Source organism: Candidatus Dactylopiibacterium carminicum (genome assembly GCF_014736495.1).
Taxonomy (GTDB): domain Bacteria; phylum Pseudomonadota; class Gammaproteobacteria; order Burkholderiales; family Rhodocyclaceae; genus Uliginosibacterium; species Uliginosibacterium carminicum.
The window spans coordinates 23210-40679 of the sequence record NZ_MDUX01000030.1; the positions used below are offsets into that span (position 1 = coordinate 23210).

General features: G+C 65.0%; 15 protein-coding genes. 3 read left to right on the forward strand and 12 right to left on the reverse strand.

All coding sequences use genetic code 11. The annotated features are described in order from the left end of the window. Nucleotides 1–15 precede the first annotated feature (15 nt). From BGI27_RS10205 to BGI27_RS10225, 5 genes are all read right to left on the reverse strand, one after another. Nucleotides 16–1050: a hemin-degrading factor gene (locus BGI27_RS10205; RefSeq protein WP_095524765.1), complete on the reverse strand. Its 1035-nt coding sequence runs from the start codon at nt 1048–1050 to the stop codon at nt 16–18. A gap of 124 nt (nt 1051–1174) precedes the next feature. Then, nucleotides 1175–2515 (reverse strand): HmuY family protein, encoded by a 1341-nt coding sequence (locus tag BGI27_RS10210; protein WP_095524766.1) that lies wholly within the window; start codon nt 2513–2515, stop codon nt 1175–1177. A gap of 45 nt (nt 2516–2560) precedes the next feature. Next, nucleotides 2561–4549, reverse strand: coding sequence for a TonB-dependent receptor plug domain-containing protein (locus tag BGI27_RS10215; RefSeq protein WP_095524767.1), 1989 nt, complete (start codon nt 4547–4549; stop codon nt 2561–2563). Nucleotides 4550–4608: 59 nt separating this feature from the next. Further along, nucleotides 4609–4896 (reverse strand): hypothetical protein, encoded by a 288-nt coding sequence (locus BGI27_RS10220; protein WP_095524768.1) that lies wholly within the window; start codon nt 4894–4896, stop codon nt 4609–4611. A 126-nt stretch (nt 4897–5022) separates the two neighbouring features. After that, nucleotides 5023–5496, reverse strand: a complete 474-nt coding sequence (locus BGI27_RS10225) for a copper chaperone PCu(A)C (RefSeq protein ID WP_095524769.1) — start codon at nt 5494–5496, stop codon at nt 5023–5025. A 224-nt stretch (nt 5497–5720) separates the two neighbouring features. On the opposite strand from BGI27_RS10225, the gene nrdD reads away from it, so the two are divergent. Both nrdD and nrdG read left to right on the forward strand, forming a co-directional pair. Beyond that, nucleotides 5721–7904 (forward strand): anaerobic ribonucleoside-triphosphate reductase, encoded by a 2184-nt coding sequence (gene nrdD, locus BGI27_RS10230; protein ID WP_095524770.1) that lies wholly within the window; start codon nt 5721–5723, stop codon nt 7902–7904. Further along, nucleotides 7901–8359 (forward strand): anaerobic ribonucleoside-triphosphate reductase activating protein, encoded by a 459-nt coding sequence (gene nrdG / locus BGI27_RS10235; RefSeq protein WP_095524771.1) that lies wholly within the window; start codon nt 7901–7903, stop codon nt 8357–8359. Before nrdD ends, nrdG begins: the two co-directional genes overlap by 4 nt. A gap of 66 nt (nt 8360–8425) precedes the next feature. Here nrdG and BGI27_RS10240 read toward each other — a convergent pair whose 3' ends face one another. The 7 genes from BGI27_RS10240 to BGI27_RS10270 form a co-directional block, all read right to left on the reverse strand. Beyond that, nucleotides 8426–10015, reverse strand: coding sequence for a gamma-glutamyltransferase family protein (locus BGI27_RS10240; RefSeq protein WP_095524772.1), 1590 nt, complete (start codon nt 10013–10015; stop codon nt 8426–8428). Nucleotides 10016–10028: 13 nt separating this feature from the next. After that, entirely contained in the window at nt 10029–10724 is a 696-nt protein-coding gene (locus tag BGI27_RS10245) for a GntR family transcriptional regulator (RefSeq protein ID WP_095524773.1), read from the reverse strand. Beyond that, the gene (locus BGI27_RS10250; RefSeq protein WP_095524774.1) at nt 10724–11704 is read right to left on the reverse strand and encodes an ABC transporter ATP-binding protein; all 981 of its coding nucleotides are present in this window, start codon (nt 11702–11704) and stop codon (nt 10724–10726) included. The genes BGI27_RS10245 and BGI27_RS10250 overlap by 1 nt, the downstream gene beginning before the upstream one ends. Next, nucleotides 11701–12762, reverse strand: a complete 1062-nt coding sequence (locus BGI27_RS10255) for an ABC transporter ATP-binding protein (RefSeq protein ID WP_095524775.1) — start codon at nt 12760–12762, stop codon at nt 11701–11703. The genes BGI27_RS10250 and BGI27_RS10255 overlap by 4 nt, the downstream gene beginning before the upstream one ends. Continuing rightward, a complete protein-coding gene (locus tag BGI27_RS10260; RefSeq protein ID WP_095524776.1) occupies nt 12759–13652 on the reverse strand; it encodes an ABC transporter permease in 894 nt (297 codons plus the stop codon). The genes BGI27_RS10255 and BGI27_RS10260 overlap by 4 nt, the downstream gene beginning before the upstream one ends. A gap of 11 nt (nt 13653–13663) precedes the next feature. Next, entirely contained in the window at nt 13664–14617 is a 954-nt protein-coding gene (locus tag BGI27_RS10265) for an ABC transporter permease (protein WP_095524777.1), read from the reverse strand. A gap of 67 nt (nt 14618–14684) precedes the next feature. Continuing rightward, the gene (locus BGI27_RS10270) at nt 14685–16295 is read right to left on the reverse strand and encodes an ABC transporter substrate-binding protein (protein WP_095524778.1); all 1611 of its coding nucleotides are present in this window, start codon (nt 16293–16295) and stop codon (nt 14685–14687) included. Nucleotides 16296–16543: 248 nt separating this feature from the next. Between BGI27_RS10270 and BGI27_RS10275 the strand changes: the two genes are divergently transcribed. Then, nucleotides 16544–17470 (forward strand): D-2-hydroxyacid dehydrogenase (locus tag BGI27_RS10275; RefSeq protein WP_095524779.1); only part of this gene is annotated, 927 nt, incomplete at its 3' end.

Genomic DNA, 17470 nt, shown 5'->3' on the forward strand with positions numbered 1-17470 from the left:
TGGATGGGCGGGAAATCAGGCTGCGAGCGCCTGCGGACAGAGCGACTGGAGCAGTGCGCGCCAGGCGGGAAGCTCCGGGGTGCCAGGTTTGCGGGCACCGAAGAACTGCACGATCATTTCGCCATCGGCCGCGAAGGCTTCCAGCGAGGTGACCCAGCCGTCGCGGGTGGGCTTGTTCACCACCCAGCACGAGGCGATGGCCTCGGTGTTCAGGTGCAGGTTGAAGCGTTCATCCAGCACGTTGAACCAGGGTCCCGTGCGTGCGAGCTTGCGTACCGGGCCGGTATGGATCTGCACCATGCCGCGGTTGGCGACGAAGCACATGATCGGCAGTTCGCTGTCAGCCGACCGCTGGAGCAGGGATTCGACGGCATCGGCCGGCACTTCCTGGCCCAGTTCCGGGCCGGCCGTGCGCAACGCGCCCACGCGGGAGACGCCGAACTTGCGCAGCATTCCGAAGAAATCATGAGTGTCCTGCAAGGCACGCCAGTGCTGGCGGAAGGCTTCGGCATCGGCGGGCGCATCGGCTTCCTGTGCGGGTGGGAATTGCTGCGGTTCGACAGCGCGCTTGGCGCCGGCGGCGAAGCGCGCCACGTAGGCATCCCAGGCGGCCGGGTCGCTTTGCCCGGTGCGGTAGACCTTGTGCACGGCAACGCCGGCCTTGTCGAAGAATTGCAGGCTCTGGCGCCCGCCTTCGGTGACGGCGTAGGCGAAGGCCCAGCCGCTGAAGAAGACGCGCAGATCGAAGTCCGGCCCGAGCACGAGGCCGACCGGGGCCTCGCTGACTTCGATACCGGTGTATTCGCCGTGGCGCTCATGCACGCACCAGTCATTGCGGGTGAGTGCCAGCACCTGGCCAAGGCCGCCCAGCGCGCTGAACAACTCCTGCGGGCGGCCGGTGAGTTCGATGGAAACGAGGCCGCAGTCGGCGGCGACCAGCCCGGCTTCGGAGACGCCGAGGCGGGCGGCCCGTTCGCGGATGCGCAGGCCTGGTTCGGTGGCGACAAGCGCGGCGTGGCGCTCACGCACGCTGGCCAGGGATTCGGTCATGACGGGTTCTCTCTGTCTGTCTTGGGGAGGCTGGCCGGGCCGACCGCCTTGCGGCGGCCAGGCCCGGAATTGCCTTTTTATGGATGGATGGAGCTTTCCGGGCAGGGCAATCGACGCCCGCCGGTCAACGCTGGTACTCGATCCAGCGGATCGACGGGTAACCAGAGGTGGTGCCGGAGCTGCCGCCGTAGTAGCCGACCACTTGCAGCGCATACACCTTCACCGTGCTATCCGTGATCGCCTTGGAGCTGTCGGTGGTGATCAGGAAAGTGCGGTAGCTGGGGTAGAGCAGGTGGGTGCTGTTCAGGCCGTATTCGAAGATAGCCGAGGCGATGCTGTTGCTGCCGCTGAAGACGTTGCTGGCAGCGTCCTTCATCCAGGCGGCGGAAGGAATGGCACCGTTGACCGGGTCGGTCGTCGGGTTCTGCCAGGCTTGCAGTTCGGACCAGGTGTAGTCGAACGGCGAACCCAGGGCGGCGCCACTGCCGGTGCCGCTGTCACCACTGTTGGTGAAGAAGCTCGCGGTGCGGCCACCACTGGTGATCTTCACGTCCCAGGCGGTGCCGGTGCAGCCGGCGACTTGGGCCTTGGTGTCGAAGTCGTAGCACAGCGATGTGCCCGAGGCCGGCAGCTCGAAGGTCCAGGTGGCGGTTTCACTGAATGCGGCGCTAGCGCTGGCGGCGACCTCGAATTCGACGGTCCATGTCTGGGTGCCGGTGTAGGCCGGCGTGGCTGCCGCGTAGGCGATGCTGGTCAGGTGCATGCGGGCATAGCTGCTGCCCTCGCCACCGCGCACCAGGGTCGCGGCGGTGGGGTTGGCGGCCAGCATGTGCTGGGTTACGCCGGCGGCAGCGCCTGCGGCATCGGTCGGGTAGTACGAATACCAGCCGTAGTTCAGCGCACTCGGATAGCTGCCGGTGTAGCTCGGGGAGAGCTGCGAGCCGATGGCGTCCTTCTTCCAGGCGGAAGCCGAGGCGGGCACGGCCAGATCGGAAGCCGTCAGGTCGGCGAGGAAGCTGGCCGGTTGCGCGGCGACGATGGCGCTTTCGTTGGCCACGCCGTCCGTGTAAAGGCTGGACGGGGTCTTGGCGAGGTAGCCGCCGACTGCGCCGCTGCCCGAGGTGCCGCCGTTGAGCTTCGCGCTGTAACGGTTGAAGGCGATGTGCCAGGTGCCGCTCTGGGTGGAGACGGCGTTGGCTTCCAGGTCGTAGTAGACCCAGTCGCTGCCGCTGGCATTGATGCTTGCGGTCTGGAGCGAGGCCGAGGCGCTCGATGAGGCGCTGCTGCTCGACGACGAAGAGGAGGAGGAAGACGAAGAGCTGCTGCTCGATGACGTGCTCGACGAAGACGAGGCGCCGCCGCTGGAGGAGTCGTCACCGCCACCACCGCCACCGCCGCAGGCGGCCAGGGTGAGGGCGAGCAGCAGGCTGCTGGCAGTCAGGAGAGTGTTTTTCGAGGCGTTCATTGCGGGTTTCCTGTGGGAGAAAAGGGCAAGGAGGAGAGCTGCGGATCAGGGCTGGTTGCCGAAGGTGTAGCGAAGGCCCAGATAGGTGTAGCGGCCCGTGATGGGGCCGAAATCGTTGGTGTCGGAGAAGTCGCGCTGCCGGTTGAAAACGTTGTTCATGCCGACGAAGCCCGACAAACCGTCGCCGAAGCTGTGGCGCCAGGCGAGATCCAGCGTGGCCCAGGCCGGTGAGCGGCCGCTGCCGGTGCTGTCGACGAGTTCGCTGCTCTGGCGCCGGCCACGCAGCGTGAGGGTGTTTGCATCGGTGACCTGCCAGTCGGCGCCCACGCGCAGGATGTGACGCGGCCGGCGGGTCAGTTCGAGGCCGGTATCCAGATCGCGCGTCTGTGTGAAGGTGTAGGCCGTATTCAACTGGAAGCTGTCCAGCGCCTGCCAGCGCAGGCCGCTTTCAACGCCACGGGTGCGTGCGCGGGCGATGTTTTCGTAGGTGTACTGGGCGATGCCGTTGACGACGCTGTAGTTCTCCAGATCGTTCTGGATCAGGTCGCGCACACGGTTGTAGAACAGGTTGAGTTCGAGATTCAGCCGCTGGCCGATGCGGAAATCCCCGCCGAACTGGAAGCTGTTGGAGGATTCCGGCTTGAGATCCGGGTTGCCGATGACCACGTAGCCCAGCGAGCTGTGGTCGAACAGGTAATAGCGCTCCTTCAGATTGGGCACCCGGTAACCCTGGCCAAAGCTCGTGCGCAGCTTGCCGGACCAGCCTTCGCCGCTGGGCAGCGTCCAGGCCACGGCGATCTTGGGCGCGAGCTTGCTGCCGAAATCCGAATCGTTCTGCCAGCGCATGCCGAGCACGACCTCCCAGTCATCCACGGCGAGGATGTCGTTCTGTGCGAAAAGCTCATGGCTGGTGCGGTGCGCGCGGCCGTCCAGTTCGCTTTTGTCGTCCAGGGTCTGTTCCAGCGTTTCGCTGTTGTAGTCGGCGCCGAACTGCCACAGCTGCCCATACCAGGCCGGCAGATCGGTCTGTACGTTCAGGCGCTTGATGTGCTGCTCCGAGTGACGCTCGCCTTGCAGGAAGCTGTTAGAGAACTCGCGTGAGCGGCTGTCGTAGGTCTCGTCCAGCCCCTGTACACGGGTGCTCACGCCATTCTCGAAGCGCCACGAAGCCCCTGCGCCGAAGCGGTCCCGCTCGATATCCTCAAGCTTGCGCTGTGGTACGTAGTTGGGCGGCGCGTAGTAGAGGTAGCGCTGCTCGTCGCGTTCGCGATAGGCATTGGCGTCCAGCCAGATTTCGCCCTGGCGGCTCGGCAGCCAGGAGATCCGGCTGCCGGCCTGTTCGCGCCGCACGGCGTCGCCCTGGCGCGTCCAGACCGAAGGATCCGTGCCGAAGCCATCGGAATTCAGGCTGTCGACCGCGAGGCGGGCGCGCAGTTGCTCGTTGCCCCCCTCGATACGGAACTGGCCGTGCGCGCTGCCGGCGTCCGATGACGAGCCGCTGGCGTTCTGGCGCCCGTAGGTGCCGGCATCCACCACGGCCTCGCCGCTCACGCCAGGTTGTACGCGGCGGGTGATGATATTGATCACTCCGCCCATGGCGGAACTGCCGTACTGCGCGGAGCTGGCACCCTTCACCACCTCGATCCGCTCGACCTCGCCGAGCAGGTACTGGCTCACATCCACGGTCGAACCCGTGCTGGCCGCCACGGGCATGCCGTCGATCAGCACCAGCACCTGATCGCTGGTCAGCCCCTGTAGCGAGACTTCATAGCCGGACTTGCCGTGGATCTCGCGCAACTGCAGGCCGGGCACGTTTTCCAGCGCATCGCGCAGGGTGCGGGCATTGGTGCGGCGGATCTCTTCCCGGGTGACCACCTCGGTACGTATCGGTGAGTCTTCGAGTGCTTTTTCGGTACGCGTGCCGGTCACGACCACGGGGGATAGCGCCGTATCCGCCCGGACAGGGCCATGGAAGAGGGCCCCCAGTGCGAGGCTCAGGACCGAAAACGGGTGGGAACGGACTGTGAAGGACATGGTTTGTGCCTGACGCGTCGCGCATGACTGGCACCGACCGGCCACAGCGTCCGCATTCTCTACAAATGGAAATGATTTGCATTTGTAGCAAAAGAAGGGCGGCACAAGGCGCTGTCTTCATGAATCTTCATAAACGGCCTCAAGGGGAAATGCTCCGGGCTGGCTTCGGGTTGCCCGCGCGCAATTCCCTTCAGGACCTGCCTGGTGGCCTTGTCGTGCCGTTCCTGGAAAAAAAGAGGCGCCAATTGTGTTTGCCGCAGATGGCGTGTGCCCTGGCCGCGCAGCTTGCGTGTGGCTTCTGTGCTGTTCGCTTCAGACCTTGTCTTCATGCTGGCGAATGCCGGCATTCAGTCCGAGTTCATGGCAGGGCCGGGATGGCGCGGATCCGGGGAGCTCCGCGCCTGAATGAGAAAACAGGAAGGGGCTGGCGCAGCCCCGTCTTCAGACACATGAAAAGAAGGAAACCGGGCCGTTCAGTGTCCGGCGTGCTCGTGCATCTGTGGCATGGCACCCATGCCTTCCACCTTGATCTCCACCGTGACTTCACCGGCCTTCTCAAATTTCAGCTTCAGGGGAAAGCGATCGCCTTCCTTGAAAGCCTGACGCAGGCCGATGAACATGATGTGCATGCCGCCGGGCTTGAGCTCGGTATTGCTGCCTGCCGGCAGCGGGACGCCGTTTTCCAGCTTGTCCATGCGCATCACGTTGCCGTCCATCTTCATGGTGTGCAGCTCTACGGCCTCGGCGACCTCGGCGCTGGCCGAGAGCAGACAGTCTGCAGATCCCCCGTTGTCGATCTTCATGAATCCCGCACCGGTCGGCGCGCCCGGTGCGGTGGCGCGCGCCCAGGGATGATCGATCCGGATCTTGCCGGCGGTATAGCCGTGGGCATGTGCACCGATCGAGGCCAGACAGAGCAGGGCAGCTACCCAGAAGCGGGGTTTCATTGGAGTTCTCCTGTGAAGGTGGTTGTGGTGCCTGCGGCCCAGCCGGGGGTATCCGGGTAGGCGCTGGCGAGTGAGTGCGCAATCTTGCCTGAACGTGTTGATCTGGATCAAATTCACTATATGTAGTTTGTATTGTGGCCGTTCGTACTACCTATGGTGTGTTTTGTCTTCCGGGAGCGTTATACTCCGCCTCCGCAATCCGCCTATTTCCCGAGGAGATGTCCATGCTGCATGTGCTCAAGCGCGACGGCACCACCGCGTCGTTCGACATCCTGAAGGTGGCCGTGGCCTGCCAGAAGGCCGCCAACGCTGCCCAGATTCCCAACCCCAATGCCGTGGCGCTTACCGTGGCCGCCGAGGTTGAGGAGCAGTGCCGCAAGCATGCGAAGGACTTCCTCGACATTCCGACCATCCAGCAGTATGTCGAAGACGCCCTGATGCGTTCTTACCCGGAGGTCGCGCGCCACTACATCGAATACCGCCACGACCGCGACAGCATCCGCGTGCGCGGTTCGGCACTGCACGCCCAGCTCATGGGCCTGGTCGACAAGACCGATGAGGATGCGGTGACGGAGAATGCCAACAAGGATGCGAACGTCTTCCCGGTGATGCGCGACCTGATGGCGGGCATCGTCTCCAAGCAGTTCGCCAGCAACTTCCTTTCCAAGGAAGTGCTGCAGGCCCACCAGAGCGGCGACCTGCATTTCCACGATTTGGATTATTCGCCCTTCCTGCCTTTCACCAACTGCTGCCTGGTTGACCTGCAGGGCATGCTGGAGCACGGCTTCCACCTCGGCAACGCCGGCATCGAGAGCCCGAAGTCGGTTGGCGTGGCCTGCGCCGTGACCGCGCAGATCATCGCCCAGGTGGCCAGCCATCAGTATGGCGGCACCACGATTCCGAACATCGACCAGACGCTCGCGCCCTACGTCCAGAAAACCTACGAGAAGAATCTGGATGTCGCACGGCAATACAACATTCCCGAGCCGGAGCGCTATGCGCGCGAGCGCACCGAGAAGGAAACCTACGACGGCATCCAGGCCTGCGAGTACGAGATCAACACGCTGTTCTCCTCCAACGGTCAACAGCCGTTCGTGACCTTCTCCTTCGGCATGGGCACCAGCTGGCAGGAGCGCGCCGTGCAGCGCGCCATTCTCCAGGTACGCATCAAGGGCATGGGCAAGGAAGGCATCACGCCGGTCTTCCCCAAGCTGGTGTTCTTCATGGAAGAAGGGCTTAACCTCAAGCCCGAGGATCCGAACTACGACATCAAGCAGCTGGCGCTGGAATGCGCCTCCAAGCGCATGTATCCGGACATCATCTCGGCGAAGCTCAACCGCCAGCTCACCGGCTCCTCGCGTCCGGTCTCGCCGATGGGCTGCCGCAGTTTCCTGTCCGTCTGGAAGGATGAGCAGGGCAAGGAAGTGCTGGATGGGCGCAACAATCTTGGCGTGGTCAGCATCAACCTGCCACGCATCGCCATCGAGGCCCAGCAGGACCAGAAGCGCTTCTTCGAGATTCTCGACGAGCGTCTGGAACTGGCACGCAAGGCCTTGATGATCCGCATCGAGCGTCTGGAAGGCGTGAAGGCCAACATCGCCCCGATCCTGTACACCGAAGGCGCTTTCGGCGTGCGCCTGAAGCCGGATGACGACATCCTCGACCTTTTCCGCAACGGCCGCGCCTCGATCTCGCTGGGCTACATCGGCCTGCATGAAGTGGCGTTGCTGATGTCCGGCGGCGAGCACCCCTTCGAGAATCCGGCCCTGCAGGAATTCCTGCGCCGGGTGGTGTCCTATCTCGCCGCGACCACGCGGCGCTGGAAATCCGAATCCGGCTGGGGTTTCTCGCTGTATTCCACGCCCAGCGAATCGCTCTGCCACCGCTTCTGCAAGCTGGACGTGGCGCGCTACGGCGAAATTGCCGGAGTGACCGACAAGGGCTACTACACCAACTCCTTCCACCTGGACGTGGCGCGCAAGGTCAATCCCTTCGAGAAGATCCAGTACGAAAAGGGCTTTGCCGACGCCGCCTCGGGTGGCCACATCACCTACGTCGAGCTGCCCAACATGCGCCACAACCTCAAGGCGCTGGAGCGCATCTGGGATCATGCCGTGGAGAGCGTGCCTTACTTCGGCACCAACACCCCGGTGGATTCCTGCGGCAAATGCGGTTTCATGGGCGAAGCGCTGGCCACGGCCGAAGGCTTCACCTGCCCCGAATGCGGCAATCACGATGGCGCCAGCCTTTCGGTGACGCGTCGCGTCTGCGGTTATCTGGGCAGCCCCAACGCGCGTCCGTTCAATGCCGGCAAGCAGAAGGAAGTGATGCGCCGCGTCAAGCACATGGCCACGCCCGCCCCCGAACCCGAGCCGCGCATCGAGCAGCCCGAACCGCAGGAAGCATGAACTACGACCGCTACTACACCTGCGACATGGTCAACGGTGAAGGATTGCGGGTCACCTTGTTCGTCACCGGCTGCGCGCACGCCTGCCCCGGCTGCTACAACAGCTCCACCTGGAACCGGCTCGCCGGCAAGCCGTTCACGGACGAAGTCCGCGAACGGCTGTTGGCTGACTGTGCCAGCCATGACGGCCTGAGCCTCTCGGGCGGGGACCCGTTGCTGCCCGCCAACCGCGAAGCGGTTGCCGAGCTCTGCCGCCTGTTCAAGCAGCGATACCCGGAAAAGGATATCTGGCTATGGACCGGCTACCTCCATGAAGAGGTGCAGGATCTGCCGCTGCTGCGCGACGTCGACGTGCTGATCGACGGCCGCTACCTGAAAGACCAGCCCACCACCAAACCCTGGCGCGGCTCGGCCAACCAGCGGCTGATCCGGCTGGCGACGGGCGAGGTGAGCTGAACGCCCGTCAGGGCCAAACCGCCTCGCTCCGGTGCCGCAAGGGCAAAGGGCAAGCATCCGGCTGAGTCACCACGCGGCGACGCAGCCGTCGCTGCGTGGATCTTCGCCGCCCTCGATATGTCCATCGGGATGCAGGACGAGCGCACCCGCATGGCCCATGCGTTCATCGAAATCCCCGGCCAGCTCGACCGGATGCCCCATCGCGCGTAAGCGCTCGATGACTGCCGCCGGATAGCGCGACTCCAGCTTCAGCGTCGTGCTCTGCTCCGCCCAGGTGCGGCCCAGCAGCCAGCGCGGCGCGGCCACCGCCGAGCGGATGTCATGGCCGCCCCAGACGTAGCGGGAAAACACCGCTGCCTGGGTCTGCGGCTGGCCTTCGCCACCCATGGTGCCGTACACCAGCAGACGCCCATCCTTCAGGCGGGCCATCGCCGGATTCAGCGTGTGGAAAGGTTTGCGGCCCGGAACCAGGCTGCGCAGGCGATGCGGATGCAGATCGAAGGAGCAGCCCCGGTTCTGCCAGCAGATGCCGGTGCCGGGCAGCACGACACCGCTGCCGAATTCGAAGTAGATGCTCTGGATCATGCTTACCGCGCGCCCGGCCGCGTCGATCACCCCGAGCCAGGTGGTGTCGCCATCGGAAACCGGCGCCGGCCACGGGCTGGCGGCATCGAGCGGCACAGCGTCAGCCAGGCGGCGGATCAATGCACTGTCGAGCAGTTCGGCCACTGGCCGAGCCATCGTCGCCGGATCGCCGACGTGGCGGTCGCGCAGCAGGAAGGCCTGCTTGGTCGCCTCCACCAGCGCATGGATGCCCTCGACGTTGTCCGGCGACCAGCCGGCTTGGCGGATACGGTCGTAGATCGCCAGGATGAGCAGCGAGGCGACGCCCTGGGTCGGTGGCGCCTGATTGAATACGGTGCCAACGGACAGCTCGACCGACAGCGGATCCTTCAGCTCGGCCCGGTGTGCCGCCAGATCGGCGGCGTCGAGCGGGCTGCCGACGCGGGCGAGGTCAGCGGCGATCGAGGCTGCCAGCTCGCCCCGGTAGAAATCGTCGGCGCCTGCCCGGCCGATCTGTTCGAGCGTGGCGGCCAGTTCGGGAAAACGATGGCGTTGGCCATAGGCCGGCGCTTCGCCGCCATCCAGGAAAGCCTGCGCGAAACCCGGCTGCTGCTGCAATTCGGCCAGCTTGGCGCGGGTATTCTCCTGCTGGCTGTGGGTTACCGGAAAGCCTTCGCGCGCATAGTGGATGGCGCTTTCGAGCAGGCGCGAAAGTGGCAGGCGTCCGCCCCAGGCCGACTGGCTGTAAGCGTGGGCGATACCCCAACCGGATACCGTGCCGGCCACGGTGTTTGCGGCCAGTGGTCCGCGCCAGGGAATGTTTTCCAGGCCCGGGTAAAGTGCTGGCGTCACCCGGTGTCCGGCGCCGCCGCAGGCGTCGATCGACCGGATTGCCTGGCCCGGTGCGTGCAGCAGCCAGAAGCCATCGCCGCCGATGCCGGTCATGTGCGGATAGACGACGGCCAGTGTGGATGCGACGGCGATCGTCGCTTCGATGGCGTTGCCGCCTTCGCGCAGGATGTCGAGTCCGGCCTGGGCGGCCAGCGAGTGGGAGGCGACGACGGCACCGCGGGACCCGAGAATTGGCTTCATGAAGAGGTTTCCATCAGGGATTCGGAATATCGGAAGGGCTGCCCCAGGCAGGCGCCACCCGCGTCGTCGCAGTGCGTGCCGACAGCAGATGCGAGCGCATTTCACGGTAGGTGGTGATGACATCATGGGCGAGAATCGCCTCGACGATGATCGAATGCTCTTCGAAGGATTCACCCATCCGTTCGAGATTACGGAACTGCGTCCGGCGGAAGCTGGAAACCCGATCGCGCAGGCTGGTCGTCATGTCGATCAGCACCGGGTTGTAGCTTCCCTGAATGATCACGGAATGCAGCGCCAGGTTGGCTGCCTCGTAGCGATTGACATCGGCTGCCTGCATTGCCGCCCGCCCTTCGGCGTGATGTTCGAGCATGCGTGCGCGGTCGTCGGCATTCATGCGTAGCGCGGCATGGCGGGCACAGGTCGCTTCGAGTTCGCCAATGGCTTCGAACATGTGGTTGAGCTGGTCTACGGTCAGCGCCGCGACGACCGAGCCGCGATTCCTCCGGGTGTCGACCAGCCTTATGATCGCCAGCTGTTTGAGCGCTTCACGGACAGGTGTGCGCGAGACCTTGAAGCGCGTTGCCAGACTGATCTCGTCGAGCCGGCTGCCTGGTGTCAGCTGGCCGAGCACGATTTCGTCGGCGATGCGACGGCAGACATCGTCGGCCAGGCCGCCGCGGCCGAGGGGAGAACTATCGGCTCTGTTCATCAGGCCGCCTCCACCAGCCCGCGTACCGGATGCCAGCAGGCCAGCGCCTGGTCATCGGCCGCAAGCAGCGGGGGCCGGTCACGGCGGCATTGTTCGCTGACGTAGGCGCAGCGCGGTGCAAAACTGCACCCCGGCGGCAGTGCGGCAAGATCGGGCGGCGAGCCAGGTATTGCGCGCAGCGGCTGGCCGCGGTGCTCGGGGCCGACCGTCGCGGCCAGCAAGCCTTCGGTGTAAGGATGGCGGGGGGTATGGACGATGCGGTCGACCGGCTGCTGTTCGACGATGCGCCCGGCGTACATCACCGCGATGCGGTCGGCGACTTCGACGGCGGCGCCGATGTCGTGGGTGACGAAGATCACCGACATGCCGGTCTCGCGCTGCAGCTCGCGCAGCAGCAGCAGGATCTGGATCTGCACGGTGGCATCGAGCGCCGTGGTCGGCTCGTCGGCGAGCAGCAGCTTCGGCTTGCAGGCCAGGGCCAGCGCGATCATCGCCCGCTGGCGCATGCCGCCGGACAGTTCGTGCGGATAGGCGTCGAAGCGCCGTCTGGCTTGCGGAATCTGCACCATCTCCAGCATCTGCAGCGCGCGGGCGGCGGCGCTGCGCGCATCGATCGACTCGTGTGCGCGGATCGCCTCGGTGATCTGCCGGCCGATGGTATAGACCGGATCGAAGGCCAGCCCCGGCTCCTGGAAGACCATCGACACCGTGCCGCCGCGATAGAGGTCGAGCGCCCGGCCTTTCAGCGCCAGCACGTCCTGGCCGCCCACCCGGATTTCGCCCTGGATACGTGTCGACCGCGCCGGATGCAGGCGCAGCAGCGTGCGCAGCGTGACGCTCTTGCCCGAGCCGGATTCGCCGAGCAGGCCGAGTACTTCATCCTGGCCGAGTTCGAAGCTGACCTGGTTGAGCGCGCTGGCCACGCGATTGCCGTGAAACTGGACCGACAGATCCCTCACCGTGAGCAGTGGCGTCGTCATGCGGAAAACTCCTGGCCGGCGTCCGGATGGCCGGAGGCGGTGTCGTTGAGGTGGCAGGCGGCGAAATGCTCGGGCGCGCCGTGGATCGCCGCCAGTTCGGGAGCCCTGTCGGCACAGACGGCATGCGCACGCGGACAGCGGTCGCGGAAGCGGCAGCCGCTCGGCGGGTTGATCGGATTCGGCGGATCGCCGGCCAGCGGTGAGGCTTCGGTGCGGCGTGCCGGGTCCATCGACGGCACCGCCGACAGCAGCGCCCGCGTATAGGGATGCGCGGTGTGCCCGTAGATGCGCTCGACCGGCCCGGTCTCGATCACCTGGCCGAGGTACATCACCATCACGTAGTCGGACAGGTAATGGACGACGTGCAGGTCATGCGAGATGAACAGGTAGGTCAGCCCGCGCTCGGCTTTCAGCTCCTGCAGCAGGTTGAGCACCTGCGCCTGGACCGACTTGTCGAGCGCGGCGACCGCCTCGTCGAGAATGACCAGTTGCGGATCGTAGGCCAGCGCCCGGGCGATATTGACGCGCTGGCGCTGGCCGCCGGACAGTTCGTGCGGGTAGCGATTGGCGAAGTTGGCCGCATCCAGGCCGACGCGGTCGAGCAGCTCGCGCGCCTGCTGCATCGCTTTTGCCGCCGGCGTGCCATGTACGCGCGGTCCGTAGGCGACGGTTTCGGCAATGGTCAGGCGCGGATTGAGCGAAGCGAAGGAATCCTGGAAGACCATCTGCAGCTTGCGTCGGAATTCCTTCAGATGCAGGCCACGGAATTCCGCGACCCCTTCGCCGTCGAAAATCAGGCTGCCGGCGTCGGCCGGCATCAGCCGGGCGACCAGGCGGGCGGTGGTCGATTTGCCGCAGCCGGATTCGCCGACGATGCCCAGCGTCTTGCCCTTGGGCACGGAGAAATTGACGCCATCGACCGCGTGCACGAACTTGCGCGGGCCGCCGAAGCCGCTGTCGCGGACCGGGAAGTGCTTCTTCAGATCGCGCACGACAAGCAGCGGCTGGGGCCTGCCGCCGCGCTCGGGCGCCGGGGATGCTTGGGAAGGGGTATTCATCGACGGATGTCCATGGCCGAGCGCACGCTGTCCGCGAGCAGGTTGAAGGCGATCGAGGTGACGAAGATGAGCAGGCCGGGCAAGGCTGCCACCCACGGGTTGGAATAGATGGCCGAGCGCAGCGTGTTGAGCATCAGGCCCCATTCCGGCTCCGGCGGCTTGACGCCGAGGCCGAGGAAGGAAAGTCCGGAAGCCAGGATCATGCTGACGCTGAGCAGGCCGGTCGCATACACGAAGACCGGGCCGAGCACGTTACCCAGCACATGCACGCGGATGATCGAGAAGGCGCTGGCGCCGCTCATCCGCGCTGCCTCGATGTAGTCGAGCTGGCGCACCTGGATGGTGACGCTTTCGGCGACGCGTACCACCTGCGGCACGAAGACCAGGGTCAGCGCGATCAGGCTGTTGCTCAGACCGGGGCCGAGGGCGCCAGAGATTGCCACCGCCAGCAGCACGGAGGGAAAGGCGTAGAACACGTCGAGGACGCGCATGATGACCATGTTCACCTTGCCGCCGACGTAGCCGGCGAACAGGCCGATGGCGGTGCCGATGCCGAAGGCGGCGAGCACCGGCACGACACCCATGAGCAGCGACAGGCGGCCGCCGTACATCAGGCGGGTGAGCAGGTCGCGGCCGAGTTCGTCGGTGCCGAGCAGGAAGCCGCTGCTGCCGATCGGCAGCAGGCGTTTGATCATGCTCGCCTTGTACGGATCGGCCGGTGCCAGCCAGGGCGCGAAGACGGCTGCCGCGATGATGAGCAGCAATACGCCACCGGCGGCCAGCGCCATCGGATCGCGGCGCAACTGGCGCCAGACCACCGCCCAGTAGCTGCGGCTGGGCTGGGCGGCGGAAACCGCCACGGGAGAAGGGAGGGGAAGGGTTGCCGACATCGGGATTCCTTTCAGGCGCGGCCCATGCGCGGATCGATCATCGGCTGCAGGATGTCCACCAGCAGGTTGAGAACGACGAAGAACATGCACAGCACCAGGATCGTTCCCTGCAGCAGCGGGATGTCGCGCTGGAAGATCGCGGTGTTGAGCAGGAAACCGGTGCCCGGCCAGGCGAACACGGTTTCGACCAGAATCGAGCCGCCCATCAGGTAGCCGATCTGCAGGCCGGCGACGGCGAGCACGGTCGGCGCGGTGTTCTTGGCGACGTGGCGGAACACGGCGACGCCGGACAGGCCGCGGGCGCGCAGCGCGCTGACGAATTCCTGGCCGAGCATGTCGGCCACCAGCGCACGCACCGTGCGGGTGATGATGCCCATCGGGATCACCGACAGCGTGACCGCGGGCAGCACCAGGTAACGGAAATGTTCGAGATCCCACAGCCATTCCGACGAACCGCCGGGGCCGGCGCCCATGGCCGGGAACCACGGCCGCCAGATGGAAAAAAGGATGGTCAGCACGAGGCCGAGCCAGTAATGGGGAATGCTGACGCCGATCACCGACAGCGCGGTGGCGATGCGGTCGATCCAGGAGCCGTGGCGATAACCGGCCAGTGCTCCGAACAGGCAACCGGCAATGACACCGATCAGCGCGGCGAAGCCAGCCAGCAGCAGGGTGTTGCCGACGGCGCGCATGACCTCGGAGGTCACTTCGCGGCCGGTCGCGATCGACAGGCCGAGATCGCCCTGCACGGCGCGCATCAGCCACAGGCCGTACTGCACCGGCACCGGCTGGTCGAGGCCGTAGGCACTGCGCAGCGCGATGATGACTTCCTCGGGCGCGTCAGCCGGCGCGATCGCGCTGAGCGGATCGCCAGGCGCCAGATAGACGAGGATGAAAGAGACGACCGTCACGCTCAGCGCGATCGGAATGGCGTAAATCAGTCGTTTCAGGATATAGGCGAACATCGGGCGCTTTCTGGTAACTGCCGGCCGGGCCGACGGCAGGCCGGGGACGAATCCCCGGCCCCGTGGATCACATGCGGATGGTGGTCAGATCCTGGAACCAGTGCTGGGCCTGGACGAACTCCTTGACCTTGGGCGACAGCGCGTGTGGATTGACGTCATGGACGACCCACAGCATCTGCGCATCGTCGACCATCGATTGATGGACGAAGGCGAGCAGGCCGTCCTGCGTCTTGGTGTCGAAGGTCGTGCGGATCTTCTCCAGCGCGGCATCGACCTTCGGGTTGTTGTAGCCGCCCCAGTTCACCCCGTTCGGCGCGACGTACTTGCTGTCGGTGAAGCGGGTGATGGCGTAGAACGGATCGGCGGTCACATAGCCAAGGTTGATCGCGGTGATGTTCTTGCTGGCGTTGATGTCGCCCTTGGCGCCGGCGCGCCAGTGGCGATACAGGTTTTCCAGCTCGACCACTTCGAAGCTGACGTCGATGCCGACCTCGGCCAGGCTCTGCTGGACGAACTCGTTCATCGGCAGTGACAGCATCTGGCCGGTGCCGCCCTGGGCGATGATGATCTTGGCCTTGAGCGGCTTGGCCTGGCTGTAGCCGGCTTCGGCCATCAGCTTGCGGGCAGCGGCGAGATCGTAGCCGAGCTTGAAGGTCGGCTTGCCGAACCACGGGCTGCTCGCATCGACCTGGCCCTTGGCCGGACTGGCCAGACCGCTCATCAACTGCACCACGGCATCACGATCGATCGCCAGGTTGGCGGCCTTGCGCACCCGGATGTCGGTCCACGGCGAGCCCGGATAGGTCGAGAAGTGATACGGCCAGACGTGCGGTGTGACGTTCTGGACCAGTTTGAAACCACTGGCCTTGAGTTGCGGCAGCACATCGGGCGGCGGCGTCTCGATGATGTCGACCTGGCCATTGAGCAGCGCGTTGGCGCGGGTCATCGCATCCGGGATCGGCACCAGCACGATGCGGTCGGTCTTGGCCAGGCGGGTCTTGTCCCAGTAAGCGGTGTTCTTGACGAGGTCGGCACGTTCGCGCGGCACCAGCTTGTCGAGCTTGAACGGGCCGGTGCCGGACGGCTGGCTGGCCACCTTGTTCCAGTCCTTGCCCAGTTTTTCCCACTGCGCCGGGCTGGAGATCAGGAACCACGGCAACTGGTAGGGGAAGAGCGCATCGATCTCCTTGGTCGTGATCTCGACGCTGTAGTCACCGAGCTTGCGGTACGAGTCGATCGAAGGAACGCGCGGTCGCACCTGAGCGCTCTGCTTGGCATCGAACTGTGCTGCCTTGTCGGCAAGAACCTTGTCCAGATTCCAGATCACAGAGTCGGCATTGAACTCCGAGTCATCGTGAAATTTGACGCCCTTGCGCAGCGTGAATACCCACTTCTTCTGGTCTTTGGCATCGACCTTCCATTCAGTCGCCAGACCGGGAATCAGCTTGCCGGGGCGGGTGCCGACATTGGCCTCCCAGGCGATCAGCGGATCGTAAAGTGTATGGCCGGTGAACTGGTAGGCGCCGGCGCCACGGTCGGGCTGACCGGTGGTCAACGGGATGTCGGCCATCGAAATGCCATAGCGGGCAACCGTTTCTGCATGCAATTCTGTATGCAGAGAGAAAGCCAGCGGGAGCGCCAGAAGCCATTTCGAAATCTTCAATTTACAAGGATTCATTGATAACTCCAGAGGGGTGGGAGGTATCACGACATTGCATGCAATGTGCCAATCCAGACCGGTTTTGGAATGTTTTCTCCAGTACGATGAAAAGAAAAAGGAAATAACGGGTTTGTATATGCCGCGTAAAATGGCAGCCCAAAAAGGCTGTGCATACAAGATGCACAGCAACAGGGAAGTTGCACTGCGCCGGTCACCAACGAGGTGCTTTGGCTTCAAGTTCTGGCGGCTGAAAAGGGGGCATCGTCATGCACACCATCGTCTTCTTCGACCGCGACACCATCGCGCCGCAGATCCAGCTGCGCGCGCCGGGTTTCGAACACGAACTGATCACGCATGCGCGCACCGCGCCGGAGCAGGTGATCGAGCGGCTACAAGGCGCCAGCATCGCGATTACCAACAAGGTCGTGCTGAACGCTGAGCTACTTGAACAGTTGCCGGCGCTGAAACTCATCGCCGTCTCCGCCACAGGCACCGATTGCGTGGACAAGGCGGCCTGCGCGCGGCTGGGCATCGCGGTGACGAATATCCGCGGCTATGCCGTGAACACCGTGCCCGAGCACGTGTTCGCATTGATCCTGGCGCTGCGCCGAAACCTGATCGCCTACCGTCAGGACGTACTCGCCGGGCGCTGGCAGGCGGCCGGGCAGTTCTGCTTCTTCGACCATCCGATCCGCGATCTGGCCGGTGCGCGCCTGGGCATCGTCGGTGCCGGCGTGCTCGGGCAGAAGGTCGCCGCGCTGGCCCGCGCCTTCGGCATGGACACGGTGTTCGCCGAGCACAAGGGCGCGGTGGCGGTGCGCGAGGGCTATCTGGCCTGGGACGAGGTGATCGCCACGAGCGACATCCTCACCTTGCATTGCCCGCTCACGCCGGCCACGCGCGGCCTGATCGCGATGCCGGAATTCCGCGCCATGCGGCGCCGGCCACTGATCATCAACACCGGCCGTGGCGGTCTGGTCGACGAGGCCGCGCTGGCGCAGGCACTGGAGGAAGGGCTGATCAGCGGCGCCGGCTTCGACGTGGCGACGCAGGAACCGGCGCCCGCCGGCCACCCGCTGCTCGCCATTGCAGGCCGGCCCGACGTGATCCTCACTCCGCACGTGGCCTGGGCTTCGGATGAGCAACCGTCTTGGCCGTCAAGCGCTATGCATAGTCGAATCCCACATCGAGCC